We start from the raw sequence: 15,471 nt of genomic DNA on the forward strand, positions 1-15,471 counted from the left end.
TGTCTGATACTGGCAGGGGCCGAAGCCCCTCGGGTCAGGTGGCGTAGAACAACAGCGGCACGAAGGCCACCAGCAGCAGGGAAATACCCATGGCAATCAGCGGCATGATGATACGCTCATGGCGCTGGTAGAAGGTGCCACCCTCACGCTGGGCAGCCAGCACCTCGGCCTCACCCACCACCTGACGGGTCAGCAGGTGATTGAGTGCCACCGGTGGGCTCAGGTAACCCAGTTCGAAGGCCACCAGCGTCACCATCCAGAAGTGGATCGGGTGAATACCACTGGAATAGGCAATGGTGGCTACGGTAGCAGTGACCAGAATCACGGCACCGAAAGCATCCATGATCATACCCAGGATTACCAGGATGACCACCATCAGCAACATGGCAGACCAGGCGCTATCGAAGGCCTGCGGGAAGGCTTCCATGATGTGGGAACGCTCGATGACACCACCAATGCTGACTGACAGGCCAAGGAGCAACAGCAGTGCTCCGATTTCAGCGGTGGTATCGTTGGTTGCGCCACGAATACTGCGCTCGAGGCCCGGATGGCGAGCCTGCCCTGGTTCCGGGCTGGTCCGCTTCTTCAGACTGACATGCTCATAGACCAGAATCGCCAGCATGATCACCGGCAGCAACCGTGGCGCGGAGAACTCATCCATCTTCACGTCCAGGGCGAATCGATACACCAGAACAACACCGGCGATCACCAGGGCGTAGGGCAGCAGTGGCCGGAGTGCCCGGAACGAGGCCGGGAAAGCCTGAGCGGTCGGCGCCAGGTCGAATTTGCTCTGCCGGTTGACCGACATCGCCACCAGACCAAACATGGTCGCGGTCAGGACAAATACCCAGATACCCCAACCGAACAGTTCGTCGGTCGTCACTTCCCGGTTCAGGTAGGCGATCACCACCACCAGCAGGCATGGCCTCAGAACCACGCCCAACGAACCGGACATGGCCGTGGCGGCCAAGGCGAGGTGCCGTCTCGCGCCCGCGGCCCGCAGTTCGCTGTAAATCACGGCGCCGGCTGCGATGACAAAGATCCCGGAAGCACCGGTATAAGCCGTCGGCACAGCGGCCACCAATACAGCAACAACCGCCAGCATTTCCGGGGGCATGCGCCAGGGCCGGAATACGTTGAACACGAGGGTCGCCAGACGGGTCTGCTTGAGCATCATGCCTACCCAAACGTACAGCCCAACGTTCAGGAACATGTCCGCCAGCTCCATCATCTTACCCAGGTAGATACCAATACCCGAGGAGTGGCCGATCATCGCAAAATAAGTGCCGGAGATCAGGCACATGACGGTATACAATGGCACCGCAAGGAAGGCCTGCCCGAGCCGACCACCCTCCTGTAGATTGGAAGGCACCCGGAACAGCCGATACAGGCTGGCCAGGGTGAGACAGGCAAAACCGACAATCCACAGATTGTGGAGCATCAGCTCCTCACCGGAAACCGCAGTACTGCTACCCAGGCTGGATTGCCGGAAGATGGCACTGGAGCCCAACAGCATGGCGTTGGCAATGGTCTGCAGGGTATGGGAAACGATGTAATCGAGCCTGGTTTCCATCGCCCGCATGGCGATGTGGTGTCGGGTCAGGGTTGCGGTAACCGCACACAGCATCACCAGAATCACCAGGATATAACGCTGGCCCGCCAGGCCGAAGGCGATCAGATCAGCCACGAACAATTCCACCGCACGATAGGCTTTCACCCCGGGCGTCAATTGATCCTGCAGCTCAAGATAGCTGGCATGGGCCGCCTGACACTCACCGACTGATCGCTCGATGGCCAGCCGGACATCCGCCGGATTCTTTTCATGTGCACCAAGCAAAGCCGCCATGGGGTCATCGTCTGGAGCCCCTGCCGCCATTTCCTCCGCAACCGCAGCTTCAATATCCCGGTCCGGGTTGCACTCCGGTTGCACCGGATCCATGCGGAGTTTGTAGTATCCGCTCCAGAGCTGCTCACCACCGCGCAGCATCTGGTTGTGGATATCACTGCTGGTCGAGAACAACACCACAGCCAGCAGCAACAGACACGCCGGCAAGGAAGAGAACCATTCCAGCCCGGAACGTTGCAGACCACCCTTAGTCATAAAACCTACCCTGGAATTTGAAGGAGTTACAGCAGATCATCCAGATCCATGGTTTCGACCGGCGCCCGCTGATCATCCCAGAAGCTGCCGAATTGACCGATGGGGGTCCGGTGGCCGGTGTTCTCGACCCACAAACGATCAGAAATGGCCACCAGCATGTTGCTGGCCATGGCATCAACAAACCGCCACTGGTCGCTGGACGAGTCATTCTTCAACGATTCGGCGTGGTCCCGGATCACCGATTTGATCAAGGCTTCGTCGTTCTTGTTTACTGCGGCGATCGCGTGGAAAACGTGGCCGAGCCTGACGCCCGCCTCTTCGCCCTGCTTGCTGGCGATAGCCAGTCGTTCAAAGGCGTCTTCACCTTCCGGCTGGGTGCCCGGAATCATGGCCCAGACCGTTGCCCGCAGCCCCATCGGCGCGCCCCACCATTTCTTGTTGTCCAGGCACTGGGTCGCCCGGCCAACCACTGAACCGGTATTGAATGGCACACCAATTGAGGACGATGCCTGTATCTGGGCATTCAATGCCTGCAACCCGGACAACAAGCCGGCCAGGTAAATGAACTCATCCAGATCGTCTTTGAATTTGGGGCATTCCCCGCCGTCCGGATCACCGTAATGGGCGTGGTGATGCTGCCAGCCCTTCAGGTATCGTTTTGCCGCCTGGGTATGGGACCGTTTCTGCCGGATCATCGCATCCTGGGCCTCACCGGCGTTCATGGAATACATTGCCCGCGCCGCAGCCAGCTCATGCTCCCTGGCCTGCTCCTCCGCACAACCGCCCGCCGAGAGGTACAGCATAACCGCAAGCTGGTCCGGTTCGCGGGTCACGCGGCCAAACGACATCAGCAGGGGGGCTGTCGCCTCACTCATGGAGCAACCCATGGCCAGGTCATCGGATTCCAGCAGGTAAGGCACCGTGTGATTGCGTGAGAACCCTTGCATCACATCACCGGTGGTTTTGTAGATCATGTGATTGACGGCACCACAACCGGTGAGCGCCAGGCTGGCACCAACAGCGGCCACCAGCCCACGAATTCCGGAACCGGCTTTGCGGAAATCATTCATAGCATCAACACCCTTTTATTCTTGTGTTATTCAGAAAACGTCAGCGCCTGGCGCCGCCAGAATCGTTTTGTTACATCCTGTAACCGGCCATGCATTATGACCAAACCGGGCTCCGGTTTATGAGACCAACCCCGCAAATGACGCCTGCGGCCACAGTTCGTAACCGAACAGGGTTTGCACATTTCGGCCAAAGCCACTATAGATTGCTTCAACCGCAGGGTTTGCCTTGCGGTCAAACACAATAATCAGAACGAAATCAAACAGGAGTATCCGATGCGCAAACCAGAGCTTGCCGCCGCCATTGCCGATAAAACCGGCCTGACCCGGGAAAAAGCCAGCGAAGTTATCAACGCCTTTACCGATCAGCTGTCTGCGGCAGCGGCCCGGGGTGAAGACACCACGCTCATTGGCTTCGGCACCTTCAGCATTCGCTCCCGCGAGGCTCGCACAGGCCGCAACCCTCAAACCGGCGCCACCATCCAGATTCCCGCCAGCAAGACCGTCGGGTTCAAGGCCGGCAAGGCCCTGAAAGACGCGATCCGTTAACCGGATCCGGCCCGCCAACCGGCGGGCCAGCTTCTATCCGACAGGCCCAGCAACGCCCTTCAGAACTAAGACGCACACTCCGAACGCGAACCGTCCACCCGGCAACGAATGGCACGCATCAGTTTGATCGCACGCTCGTCATACACGCCATCCTCCAGCAGAGACAGCCTCACCTGGCGCAGCATCCGGTCGTACTCGGCCACATCTTCCTGAGGCGGGTGCATCCATACCTCTTCCGGAATGCCCGCTTCTGCCTCGGCGATAATCTCGTAGGCCTGATCAATCCGCTTGATCGATTCATCACGCACCATCTGGCCCGCATCATCCGGGAACCGGTCACGATGGATGATGACCTGGAAGTTCATGTACCCCAGGGCGTATTTGAACACGCCCCCCTTGGTGTTAACGCCCTTGTACAATTCCAGTGGCTGATAGGCCACCGCCGGGGCGTAGGCCAGGTCCACGCTGCCATTGTTGAACTTGCCGGCAAAGTTGGCGGAATTGGAGCCCACCACTGACGCGCCTACATGACGAACCATGCGCACCGACGCACTGTCATAATCCAGGGTGGCGATGCGCTTGCCCTGGAGCTTTTCAACCGAGTCGACGTTGCGATCACGGGTGTGCAGGTAGATAGCACCACCGGGGAATACACCGGCCACCTCGTAGGGCCCTTCAACCAGGAACTGGCGTGCCTGGGGTTGGCTCAGGGTGTTGTACAACAGGCGCATTTCCTGCTCGCCAGGGACGGCACCCATGGCCTCCAGGCTGCCGGTAAATTTGTTGAACTCACGGGCGCGGGTGCCCGTGAGCAGCACTGCGTCGCACTGGCCCGCCTTGAAGTCCTCGGCGGCAACCTTTTCATCGGTGTAAGCCCGCAGGTTCAGCCTGATGCCTCGCTGCATGGCGACCGGCTGGAACTCTTTGGTAATGGCAAACAGCGGGCCGTTGGCGCCCACGGGATCAAACACGCAAAAGCTGCGCTCGAGAATCTCGGTTTCGGCTTTCGCCAGAGCAGGGGTAACCAGGGTGGCGCACAAAGCAGCCGCCATGGCAATACGGCGGGATAAACTGACTGATTTCACGGGATGACTCCTGAATTATTATTGTCGGACACCGGCACAGCAGGCCGCCGGCATTTTCCGTCGTCCTTTTGATGACCATAAGTGGCCGAGCCATAGAATACGTTGGCTCAGGTGCCTCTCTTCAAGAGTTTTTCAGCAAAAACAGGGTAATCTGTGATGGCGTCGACAGAGGTTGGCCAACCTCTGCCGCATTTTCAGCAGTGTCACTATTGCCAGGCGGTCCGTCCGCCAACCAGCGTTAGCTTCATTAACCCCGGCAGCTCACATCCGAAACGGGGGGCATGGTGTCCGGCTGACACCAGGGTAGATGGGGACGGTACCCAATGGCCTTTGGGGTCGAAAATGCACAGGTCTGCCGCCACACCCTCAGCCAGCGCCCATTCCCGGCCCAAAACCCGGGATGGACCAAGGGTCAGCGCAGACAGCAGGTCAGGCATCTCAAGTTCACCAGACGCCACCAGCCCCAACCCCAGGGACAACACGCTCTCGATGCTGGACAGGCCAGGTTCGGTGGCCGGCAGTGGCGCCTGCTTGGCGGCGCTGTCGTGGGGCTGATGCTGGCTGACGATGGCATCAATCACACCCTCGCGAACGCCTGCCAGCAGCGCCTGGCGATCACTCTCGGAGCGCAGCGGCGGGCGTACGTGAAAACGGCTATCAAAGCCCGCCAGTGCATCTTCGGTATACACCAGCTGATGCATGGCGACATCGGCAGTCACCTGGATTCCCCGTTTCCGGGCCTCCGCCAGCATCTCGACGCTGCGGCCACAGGACAACTGGCTCAGGTGCAGTCGTACCCCGGTCTCCTCCGCCAGCAACAGCATTTCCATGACCGCAGCCGTCTCCGCTACTTCCGGAATGCCCAGCAGGCCCAGGCGGGTCGCCACCTGACCATCGTGAGCGTAGCCGTCCGCGGCCAGGGCCTGGTTCTCCGGACTGAACATCACTGTCAGGTCGAAGGTCTGGGCATAGGCCATACACCGGCGCAGGATACGGGCATTGCGCACCCCACGGGAACCGTTACCCACTGCCACGCAACCGGCGTTCTTCAGGCCCGCCATATCACTGAGCAAGTCACCTTCCAGGCCACGGGTAATCGCTCCAACGGGCAACACATTCACCACACCACGGGTAGCCGCACCTTCACGAATCAGATGGGTCACGGCGCTGGAATCATTGACCGGAGAGGTTTCCGGGCTGGCGCAAACCGTGGTGAAACCACCGTGGGCGGCTGCCCGGGTTTCCGAGGCAATATTGCCCTTCTGACCATTACCGGGTTCCCGGAGGTTGCAACACAAATCCACAAACCCCGGGGAAATCACACAGCCACTGGCGTCAACACTCCGGGCTACACCGGCCTGCTGCGCCTCAGAACCGACAGCGGCAATCTTTCCGTCGCGAACCAACAGCCCGGGATTGTCGGTCAATTGCCCATGAGCATCGAACAGGGTGCCACCGGTAATCACCAGGCTGGTGCTGTTATCTTGCTGGCTGCCACTCATGCCCGATGTCCCTCGCTGTCTGTCTGTTTTTGCTGTCGCTCTGCCATTTGCCCACCCATCGCCATCGACATGACCGCCATCCGGATGGCAATACCATTGGTTACCTGGTTCAAGATCACCGATTGAGGACCATCCGCCACCGCCGATTCAATCTCGACACCCCGGTTGATCGGGCCCGGGTGCATCACAATGCAGTCCGGCCTGGCCAGCGCCAGCTTCTCCTGATTCAAGCCATACAGGCGGTAGAATTCCCGCTCGCTGGGCAGCAGTGCCCCTTCCATACGCTCCTTTTGCAGCCTCAGCATGATCACCACGTCCAAGTCTTTCATGCCGCGGGCCATGTCATATTCCACGGTGCAGCCAAGATCTTCCACATCCCTGGGCAACAGGGTACCGGGGGCAATCACCCGCACCTCTTCTGCGCCCAGTTCGTTCAGGGCCCGGATCTGGGAACGGGCAACCCGGGAGTGTAATACGTCGCCGACAATGGCCACTTTCAGGCCTTCAAAACGCCCCTTGTGCTGGCGAATGGTGAGCATGTCGAGCATCGCCTGGGTGGGGTGGGCATGCCTGCCATCGCCCGCATTGATGATGGCCACGCCCGGGGTCACGCTTTCCGCGATAAAGTGCGGCGCCCCGCTCTGGGAATGCCGCACCACGAACATGTCGCTGGCCATGGCCTCCAGGTTAAGCAGGGTGTCTGACAGGGATTCCCCTTTGGAGGTGGCCGACGTGTTGATGTCCAGGTTCAGCACATCGGCAGACAGCCGCTTGGCGGCCAGCTCAAAGGTACTGCGGGTACGGGTACTGGATTCGAAGAACAGGTTAACGACGGTGCGGCCCCGCAACAGCGGCACCTTCTTGATGCTGCGCTCACCCACTTCGATAAAGGAATCGGCGGTATCCAGAATGTCGGTCAGCAGCTCCCGGCCCAGGCCGTCCAAAGTGAGAAAATGCCGCAACTGACCATCCCGGGTCAGCTGCAAGTGGTTCGGGGAGGGATCGTTTGCGGTCATGGCTCGCCTGTCGTCAATTGGGGGTGTTACTGCCCGGAGTCCTGAAGTTCGATGCGCAACGGCTCGGGGCCGCGCAACTTGACGCGCTGGTGCGCTTCCAGCGCCAGGGAATGGCCGACCACATCGGGCTGAATCGGCAGCTCCCGGGCACCCAGATCAATCAAGGTGGCCAGTATGATACTGGCAGGACGACCGTAATCGAAGATCTCATTCATCGCGGCGCGAATGGTTCGCCCACTCATGATCACATCATCAATCAGGATGATGTCACGGCCTTCGGTGTCAAAAGGCAGGCTGGAGGGCTTTACTTTCGGGTTCAGGCCAATGCGACTGAAGTCGTCCCGATAGAAGGAAATATCCAGCTCACCAAACGGCTGTTCAATCCCCAGGCGCTTGCCAATAACATCCGCCAGCCAGACGCCACCGGTGCGAATGCCAATCAGCACAGGGTTGTCGATACCACGTTGCTCCAGAATCCGGCGTAACCCGGTTTCCAGCTCATCCAGCAACTGGTTGATATCCATCAATGCGGTCATCAGAGCCTCATCAGTCAGGTCAGCCGGCCTGTTCCCGGCACCAGGTTTCCAGTATCAGTACCGCAGCACGGTCATCTACCCCGTGGCGACCAAAATCACGGTTGCCACCGGCAGCCATCACATCGCCCTTGGCTTCAAAGCTGGTCAGTCGCTCATCCACCATTTCCACTGGCACATGAAAACGACCGTGTAGGCGCTTGCCGAATTTACGGGCCCGGGCACACATGTCGTTTTCGGTATCATCCATATTCAGCGGCAACCCAACCAGCACCATATCCGGCTGCCATTCCGCCAGAAGTTTCTCGACCTGCTGCCAGTCCGGGATACCGTCCCTCGCCGGGATCATGGCCAGGGGCTGGCCGGTGCCGAGCAGTTCCTGACCGGAAGCGACACCAATGCGACGGGTTCCGAAATCAAAGGCCAGCAGCCGACGGTTACCTTGTTCAGGCATGGCCCACCGAATCACTGAGCTGGTTCAGATCGACACCAATCAACCTGAGTACCGCTTCATAACGCTGGCTGACCGGTGTCCGGAACAGGATATCGGTGCTCGCCGGGCAGGTCAGCCAGGCGTTGCTGCCGAGTTCTTCTTCCAACTGCCCTTCACCCCAGCCTGAGTAACCCAGAGCCACCAGAAACTCATCCGGTCCCTCATCGCGACCAATACTTTCCAGAATATCCCGGGAGGTGGTGAGCAGAACGTCATCGGTCACCAGTGCCGTACTTTGCCATTGCTGGCCAGGCGAGTGGAGCACAAAACCCCGTTCCGGCTGCACCGGGCCACCGGTGAACACCGGCAGGTCCAACTCACCGCCATGCATGTCCAGCTGCTCGAGGATTTCTCCCAGGTGGATATCCAGAGGCTGATTGATCATCAGCCCAAGGGCCCCTTCTTCGGAATGTTCGCAGAGGTAAATAACACCGCCATGGAAACGGGGGTCGGCGAGCCACGGTGACGCCACCAGAAAGTGGTGCCTGAGATTACCGTCGGTTTGTTTGGACGCTGTCATCCGGATGTAAGCCCCCGCTGCTGGAACGACCAGGTACGTATGATCTCCAGCTCGTCCACTTCCTGCTGCATCTCTTCCGGGAAGGGTGCAAAGGGCGCGGCCATGCGCACAATGCGAATGGCGGCATCATCAAGTACCGTGCTGCCGGACGACTGGAGTATCGCCACTTCCTTGATTGTGCCATCTTTGCGCAGAGAAACCAGCATACGCAGATTTCCGTAGATTCCGGCCTGCCTCGCTTCAGTCGGATAATTGATGTTGCCCACCCGGGTAACCTTGTTTACCCAGTTCTGAACGTACCAGGCATTGCTTGACCTGAGGGTGGAGGCCGCCGTCACCCGCATGACCCTTGGCTTGCGAGCATAGGCTTGCTGCTGGGCATCAAACCGGGCTTCCAGGCTGGCAATTTCCAGGCTCCGCTCCATCAGGCTTTTGCGCTCACTGCGTGGCAACGGTTCCGGCTCAGGCTCTGACCGGTCTTCGGGCTGCTCTACCTGCCGGCTCGCCGTCGTTTCGGTCTGAACCACCGCACGCTCTTCCCGGGGTTGCGGTTGTGTGGTGGTCTGGGGCTCAGGCTGCACCTGGGCCATTTCGGGCTGGCTGATTTCGGCTGGTTCCGGCGTGGTCATCTCCATGGCCTCTTCTTCCGTGCCACTACCCTGCTGGCTGGTCTGGGCCAGAAAATCCGCCTCATCCGGAGCCTGCTCATCATCAAACTGCGAGAGCGTAATCTCCATGGTCTGGGCAGACGAACGGGGAGACTCCGGAGCAAAGGTAATGCCCAGAACCACAATGGCATGCACCGCCAGCGCCATGAACAGCGTGAAGGACAACCGGTCGAAATCGCTTACCTGAACTGCCATTACCTTTCCTGATAGTTTATCTGCACGTGCCTGGAGGAAGCCTGACTCAGCTCCGGCCCAGGCGCCGATCAATGGCATCCATCAGCATGCCGGCAATGTCGATGCCAAAGGCCGCATCCAGCTCGCGGATACAGGTTGGGCTGGTGACATTGATTTCGGTGAGGTAATCGCCGATCACATCCAGCCCGACAAACATCAGCCCTTTTTCCTTGATCACTGGCGCTACGCGGGCACAGATTTCCCGATCCCGCGCGGTCAGTTCGCGCCCCTCTCCACGCCCCCCGGCCGCCAGGTTGCCGCGATTTTCACCCTGGGATGGAATTCGCGCAAGGGCGTAAGGCACCGGCTCGCCCTCGATCAGCAGAATCCGCTTGTCGCCGTCGGTGATTTCCGGAATGAATTTCTGCGCCATCGCCTGGTGGGCGCCATGGTTGGTCAGGGTTTCAATGATCACCCCAAGGTTCGCATCGTTTTCCCTGACCCGGAAAATCGACCGGCCGCCCATGCCATCCACCGGTTTCATGATGATGTCGCCATGCTCGGCATAGAACTCCCGGAAACGCTGGGAGGAACGGGTGACGATCAACGGTGGCGTGAGGTCCTCGAACTGGGTGGCAAACAGCTTCTCGTTGCAATCCCGCAGCGTGGCCGCCGGATTGACCACCAGCGCACCCTGTTGCTCAGCAGCCCCCAATATATAAGTGGCCATCAGGAACTCGCGATCCACCGGCGGATCCTTGCGCATCAGAATCACATCCAGATCACCCAGGGCCCGATCCTGGCTGGCGCCATAGCTGAACCAGTTTTCCGGGTCCATATGCACGGTGAGATCGCGGGTGTGGGCACGGGCCTGGCCACCCGCCAGATACAGATCGTGCTGTTCCATATACTCGATCTGCCAACCGCGTTTCTGCGCCGCCAGTAACATGGCCAGCGAACTGTCTTTCTTGAAGCTGATGTCTTCGATAGGATCCATCACGATCCCGAGCCGGACTGTCATCAGAGTCTCCTGGAATTTCGATGTGAAAACACGAACCGGTCAGCAGAGCGAACCAGCGATAAAGTGCTATGCTGGAAATGGTATTGTACCCGAGCCTTGATTGCACCCGGTGAAATCCACAGTTAAATCCGTGACGGCACAGGCAGAAGTACATTTGGTCACAAACTAATACTTTTTATCCGGCCATCGATACTCTATAAATGAGCGGGGTTTATAGAACAACCTTAAGGTTTGTGTTAAAACCCCCGTTTGAAAATAACGACAGTCGCTAGAGCGCAAGGCAGTTGGACAATGGATGACAACTTCGAGAATCTGAAGATTATGGTGATTGACGACAGCAAAACCATTCGTCGCACCGCAGAAACCCTTCTCAAAAAGGTCGGTTGTGAGGTCATCACCGCCACTGACGGCTTTGACGCTCTGGCCAAGATTGCCGATTCCCAGCCGGACATCATTTTTGTTGATATCATGATGCCCCGACTGGATGGCTACCAGACCTGCGCACTTATCAAGAACAATTCCTCTTTCAAAAAGACGCCGGTTATCATGCTCTCGAGCAAGGACGGCCTTTTCGACAAGGCAAAAGGCCGGATCGTTGGCTCGGACCAGTATCTGACCAAACCGTTCAGCAAGGATGAGCTGCTCAATACTATTCGCCAGTACATTCCACAGGCGCAACAGTAAACCTGCTGACACCAGTAATTATCGAGGAAAACATGGCCCGCATTCTGATTGTTGACGACTCGCCAACAGAAGTTAAAAAGATTTCCACTATCCTGGAAAAACACAAGCACGAAGTGCTGACCGCCGACAACGGTGCGGACGGCGTGGCCAAAGCCCGCGCAGAAACCCCGGACCTGGTTCTGATGGACGTGGTCATGCCTGGCCTCAATGGCTTTCAGGCCACCCGCCAGCTGACCCGCGCGCCAGAAACCGCGTCCATTCCGGTTGTGATTGTTACCACCAAGGATCAGGAAACCGACCGCGTGTGGGGAACCCGCCAGGGCGCCAAGGGTTACCTGGTCAAGCCGGTTAACGAAGATGACCTGATCAAAACAATCAACAGCCTGATTGCCTGATCCCTAACCGTGGAGTAAGCATGTCCGCCCAGGCCGCCCCTTTCGCCGTTCTGACGGATATCGCCCAGCGCAGCCGGTCATTAGCCGCCGGCCTTCCGGAACAACAGGAAGCCGTTGAACTCTGGAACGGCATCGGTTTTGTTCTGGCGGGTGAGCGCTATGTCGCACCCATGGGTGAAGTCACCGAAATCCTGCACGTCCCCCGGTTTACTCATATCCCGGGGGTTCGCTCGTTTTTGATGGGTGCTGCCAATGTTCGCGGCCGCCTTCTGCCCCTGGTTGACCTCGCCGGCTTCTTCGATGTTCCCCGATCCTCCCGCAGTATGCGCGAGCGTCGGGTTCTGGTCATTGAGCAAGGCGACGTATTCAGCGGCCTGGTGGTCGATTCCGTGCTGGGCATGCAGTACTTTGCAAAAGACAGTTTCAGGGCGACTCCCGAGGGAGTACCCGACAGCATTCGTCCGTTCGTGACCGGTGGTTATGAGCGCAACGAGGAGGTCTGGAAAGTGTTCTCTGCCGCCGATCTGGTGGAAGATGAGCGTTTTCTCGATGTCGCACAGTGGTAAGGGTGTGAGCACTGGCAGGAACATCACCCTGACCGTCTGAAACCCGTTACAAAAACTTGCCATTTCCAGAAAGAAAGAGGCCGGGAGCCAGAAAATGAAAAACAGAGCCGGAAGACTCAGCATGGGACAGGGGGGCAACAGACTGGTTGCCGGCCTGATCGCTGCGCTGATTGCACTCACCGTCCTGCTCGTTGTGGTCCTGTTCATTATTAACAGGGATAGCCAGAACGACCAGGAATACATCGCCAACACCGCCGAAATGCGGGTGCTCTCCCAGGAGATCGCGAAGAACGCCACCGAGGCCGCCGGCGGTACCGCCGAAGCCTTCGACCAGCTTCGTCGCTCCCGGGATGACTTCCAGCAGCTCTGGTCATTCGTCTCAGAAGGTAATCCGGCCACCGGCCTGCCTGCCAGTGAAATGGCCCAGCGCAGTGGCGTTCAGCAGAACTGGAACACCGTTCGGGACAACGCCGACAGCATCCTGTCTACCCGGGATGCGGTACTTGGCCTGCACGAAGTAGCCCGGACCCTGAACGAAACCATTCCCCAGTTGCAGGTGGAGTACGATGACATCGTACAGATCCTGCTGGACAACAACGCTCCGGCGGAGCAGATCGCCCTGGCCCAGCGCCAGTCGCTGCTGGCAGAGCGTATCGTGCGTTCGGTCAACAACGTCCTGTCCGGTGACGAAGACGCGGTTATCGCCGCTGACCGTTTCGGCCGTGACGCCAGCCTGTTTGGCCGGGTACTGGACGGTCAGCTTAACGGCAACCCCGCCATGGGCATCTCCAGGGTAGCCGATGAAGACGCTATCTACGGCCTGGAGGCGGTAGACGAGCTGTTCGAATTCGTTTCCCAGAACGTTGATGCGATCCTTGAAGCCTCTCCCGACCTCTTCAAGGTTCGTACCGCTGCCAGTGACATCTTCCAGAACTCCGAGATCCTGCTGTCTGAGCTCTCCGTTCTGGCCGACGGTTTTGCCCGTCAGTCCAGCTCCCGCTTCATCAGCCCGACCCTGGCCTTCTTCCTGCTGGCAGCCATGGTGGCGATCGTGGTCATCATCGGTGTGGCTCTGTATCGCGATGCCCAGGCTCGACTGTCTGCGACTCAGGAGCAGAATGAACAGAACCAGAACGCGATCCTGCGACTGCTGGACGAACTCGCCGACCTGGCGGATGGTGACCTGACCACCGAGGCCACGGTAACCGAGGACTTCACCGGTGCCATCGCGGACTCCATCAACTACGCGATCGACCAGATGCGTGGACTGGTACAGGCGATTCGTGGCACGGCGGTACGGGTAGCGTCAGCCGCCCAGGAAACCCAGGCCACGGCTATGCACCTCGCCGATGCTTCCGAGCACCAGGCCCAGGAAATTGCCGGCGCCTCTGCCGCGGTTAACGAGATGGCGGTGTCCATCGACCAGGTATCTTCCAACGCCGCCGAATCCTCAGCGGTTGCGGAGCGGTCGGTTGCGATCGCCAAGAAAGGCGCGGAAGTGGTACAGAACACCATCCGCGGCATGGACAACATCCGTGAGCAGATCCAGGAAACCTCCAAGCGGATCAAGCGCCTGGGTGAGTCCTCCCAGGAAATCGGTGACATCGTATCGCTGATCAACGACATCGCCGACCAGACCAACATCCTGTCCCTGAACGCAGCCATCCAGGCCTCCATGGCCGGTGACGCGGGCCGGGGCTTCGCGGTGGTTGCGGACGAAGTTCAGCGCCTGGCGGAACGTTCTTCTGCAGCGACCAAGCAGATCGAAGCGCTGGTTAAGACGATCCAGTCTGACACCAACGAAGCCGTTATCTCCATGGAACACACCACCGCCGAGGTGGTCCGTGGTGCCCGCCTGGCCCAGGACGCGGGTATCGCCCTCGAGGAAATCGAGAACGTATCCATGTCTCTGGCGGAACTGATCCAGAACATCTCCAACGCGGCCCGCCAGCAGTCGTCCTCTGCGGCGCACATTTCCAATACGATGAACGTCATCCAGGAAATCACCTCGCAGACCTCGTCCGGTACCAACGCGACCGCGAAGTCTATCGGTAACCTGGCCGAGATGGCGTCTGAACTGCGGTCCTCCGTTGCCGGCTTCACCCTGCCAGACGAAGAGCTTGCAGATCAGGAGCAAGAGGAAGACAACGACGTTCCGGTGGTCAGCTGATCACCGGCCCGGGGCGAATGACGGTTTATGGCTCAGATGCATAACCAACTGTCACCCGCCGAAGGCATTTGGGCACTGCGCCGACTCCCGGACATGGACGAGGCGCAGTTCAACCAGTGGCAGACCCTGCTGGAGCATCGCACCGGCATCACCCTGACGGCCGAACGCCGTTCGTTCCTGGAAACCAATCTGGGTATACGAATGCGGGAAATCGGCTGCAGCAGCTATCAGGCCTATTACGAGAAAATCGTTAACGGGCCTGATGCCGTCAGGGAATGGGCGACACTGGTTGATCGCCTGACGGTTCAGGAAACCCGGTTTTTCCGGGACCCTGACGCCTTCCGGCTGGTTGCAGACTATGTTCTGACCCGCCCCCGGGAACAGTTCAGAAAACGTGCCCTGGAAGCCTGGAGTGTTGGCTGTTCAACCGGCGAAGAGCCCTACACCCTGGCGATGATCCTCAATGAATGCATGGGGCAGTTGGCACTGCAGCCCCTGTTTGGCGTCACTGGCTCTGACATCAGCCTGCCCGCCATCGAAAAGGCACGCCAGGGCCAGTTCAATGCCCGCAAATTGCTGGGCATGGACGAAGACATGAAAGCCCGGTATTTCCGTCCATCAGAACGGAATACCGTTGAGATTGTGAACAGCATCCGTGACCGCGTCTGTTTTACCAGGCTCAATGTCCTGGACCTGGACAAGGCACCGATGCACGGCATGAACATTATCTTCTGCCAGAACCTGCTGATTTACTTCCGCCGCTGGCGCCGGCGGGAAATTGTCAAACGGCTAGCAGAGCGTCTGGCACCGGGGGGGTTACTGGTGCTTGGCCAGGGTGAACTGACCGACTGGCAGCCACCGGGCCTGCAGAGGCTTCCCTCGGAACATGTGCTGGCGTGGATCAAACGTCAGTCCGACGAAGAATAA

16 protein-coding genes are annotated in these 15,471 nt (G+C 59.0%); 6 read left to right on the forward strand and 10 right to left on the reverse strand.

Translation table 11 applies throughout. The annotated features are described in order from the left end of the window. Nucleotides 1–34 precede the first annotated feature (34 nt). Together C7H10_RS18710 and C7H10_RS18715 are read right to left on the reverse strand one after the other, a co-directional pair. Nucleotides 35–2,101, reverse strand: a complete 2,067-nt coding sequence (locus tag C7H10_RS18710) for a TRAP transporter large permease subunit (RefSeq protein WP_106696066.1) — start codon at nt 2,099–2,101, stop codon at nt 35–37. A 26-nt stretch (nt 2,102–2,127) separates the two neighbouring features. Next, on the reverse strand, nt 2,128–3,171 hold the full coding sequence (locus tag C7H10_RS18715) for a hypothetical protein (RefSeq protein WP_106696067.1): 1,044 nt from the start codon (nt 3,169–3,171) through the stop codon (nt 2,128–2,130). A 273-nt stretch (nt 3,172–3,444) separates the two neighbouring features. Here C7H10_RS18715 and C7H10_RS18720 point away from each other — a divergent pair, with 273 nt between their 5' ends. Continuing rightward, a complete protein-coding gene (locus tag C7H10_RS18720; RefSeq protein ID WP_058090771.1) occupies nt 3,445–3,717 on the forward strand; it encodes an HU family DNA-binding protein in 273 nt (90 codons plus the stop codon). A 65-nt stretch (nt 3,718–3,782) separates the two neighbouring features. On the opposite strand, the gene C7H10_RS18725 is transcribed toward C7H10_RS18720, so the two are convergent. The 8 genes from C7H10_RS18725 to gshB all read right to left on the reverse strand — a co-directional run bounded on the left by C7H10_RS18725 (nt 3,783) and on the right by gshB (nt 10,729). Beyond that, nucleotides 3,783–4,802 (reverse strand): putative solute-binding protein, encoded by a 1,020-nt coding sequence (locus tag C7H10_RS18725; RefSeq protein WP_106696068.1) that lies wholly within the window; start codon nt 4,800–4,802, stop codon nt 3,783–3,785. A 206-nt stretch (nt 4,803–5,008) separates the two neighbouring features. Continuing rightward, entirely contained in the window at nt 5,009–6,304 is a 1,296-nt protein-coding gene (locus tag C7H10_RS18730; protein ID WP_106696069.1) for a dihydroorotase, read from the reverse strand. After that, the gene (locus tag C7H10_RS18735) at nt 6,301–7,320 is read right to left on the reverse strand and encodes an aspartate carbamoyltransferase catalytic subunit (RefSeq protein WP_061331960.1); all 1,020 of its coding nucleotides are present in this window, start codon (nt 7,318–7,320) and stop codon (nt 6,301–6,303) included. Before C7H10_RS18735 ends, C7H10_RS18730 begins: the two co-directional genes overlap by 4 nt. A gap of 26 nt (nt 7,321–7,346) precedes the next feature. Then, nucleotides 7,347–7,856, reverse strand: coding sequence for a bifunctional pyr operon transcriptional regulator/uracil phosphoribosyltransferase PyrR (gene pyrR, locus C7H10_RS18740; protein ID WP_058090775.1), 510 nt, complete (start codon nt 7,854–7,856; stop codon nt 7,347–7,349). A gap of 19 nt (nt 7,857–7,875) precedes the next feature. Further along, on the reverse strand, nt 7,876–8,307 hold the full coding sequence (gene ruvX / locus C7H10_RS18745; RefSeq protein WP_106696070.1) for a Holliday junction resolvase RuvX: 432 nt from the start codon (nt 8,305–8,307) through the stop codon (nt 7,876–7,878). Continuing rightward, nucleotides 8,300–8,866, reverse strand: coding sequence for a YqgE/AlgH family protein (locus C7H10_RS18750; protein WP_061331963.1), 567 nt, complete (start codon nt 8,864–8,866; stop codon nt 8,300–8,302). Before C7H10_RS18750 ends, ruvX begins: the two co-directional genes overlap by 8 nt. Continuing rightward, nucleotides 8,863–9,729, reverse strand: coding sequence for an energy transducer TonB (locus C7H10_RS18755; protein WP_106696071.1), 867 nt, complete (start codon nt 9,727–9,729; stop codon nt 8,863–8,865). The genes C7H10_RS18750 and C7H10_RS18755 overlap by 4 nt, the downstream gene beginning before the upstream one ends. A 46-nt stretch (nt 9,730–9,775) precedes the next feature. Further along, nucleotides 9,776–10,729, reverse strand: a complete 954-nt coding sequence (gene gshB, locus C7H10_RS18760; RefSeq protein WP_061331965.1) for a glutathione synthase — start codon at nt 10,727–10,729, stop codon at nt 9,776–9,778. A gap of 291 nt (nt 10,730–11,020) precedes the next feature. Here gshB and pilG point away from each other — a divergent pair, with 291 nt between their 5' ends. The 5 genes from pilG to C7H10_RS18785 all read left to right on the forward strand — a co-directional run bounded on the left by pilG (nt 11,021) and on the right by C7H10_RS18785 (nt 15,471). Next, complete coding sequence (gene pilG / locus C7H10_RS18765) at nt 11,021–11,413, forward strand: twitching motility response regulator PilG (RefSeq protein ID WP_058090780.1); 393 nt, start codon at nt 11,021–11,023, stop codon at nt 11,411–11,413. Between the two features lie 32 nt (nt 11,414–11,445). Beyond that, a complete protein-coding gene (pilH, locus tag C7H10_RS18770) occupies nt 11,446–11,808 on the forward strand; it encodes a twitching motility response regulator PilH (RefSeq protein WP_011787171.1) in 363 nt (120 codons plus the stop codon). Between the two features lie 20 nt (nt 11,809–11,828). Then, a complete protein-coding gene (locus C7H10_RS18775; RefSeq protein ID WP_106696072.1) occupies nt 11,829–12,374 on the forward strand; it encodes a chemotaxis protein CheW in 546 nt (181 codons plus the stop codon). 94 nt (nt 12,375–12,468) lie between these two features. Then, nucleotides 12,469–14,544 (forward strand): methyl-accepting chemotaxis protein, encoded by a 2,076-nt coding sequence (locus tag C7H10_RS18780; RefSeq protein WP_058090782.1) that lies wholly within the window; start codon nt 12,469–12,471, stop codon nt 14,542–14,544. A 27-nt stretch (nt 14,545–14,571) separates the two neighbouring features. Further along, the gene (locus tag C7H10_RS18785) at nt 14,572–15,471 is read left to right on the forward strand and encodes a CheR family methyltransferase (RefSeq protein WP_106696073.1); all 900 of its coding nucleotides are present in this window, start codon (nt 14,572–14,574) and stop codon (nt 15,469–15,471) included.

It is taken from the genome of Marinobacter shengliensis, from assembly GCF_003007715.1.
GTDB classification, from domain to species: Bacteria; Pseudomonadota; Gammaproteobacteria; order Pseudomonadales; family Oleiphilaceae; genus Marinobacter; species Marinobacter shengliensis.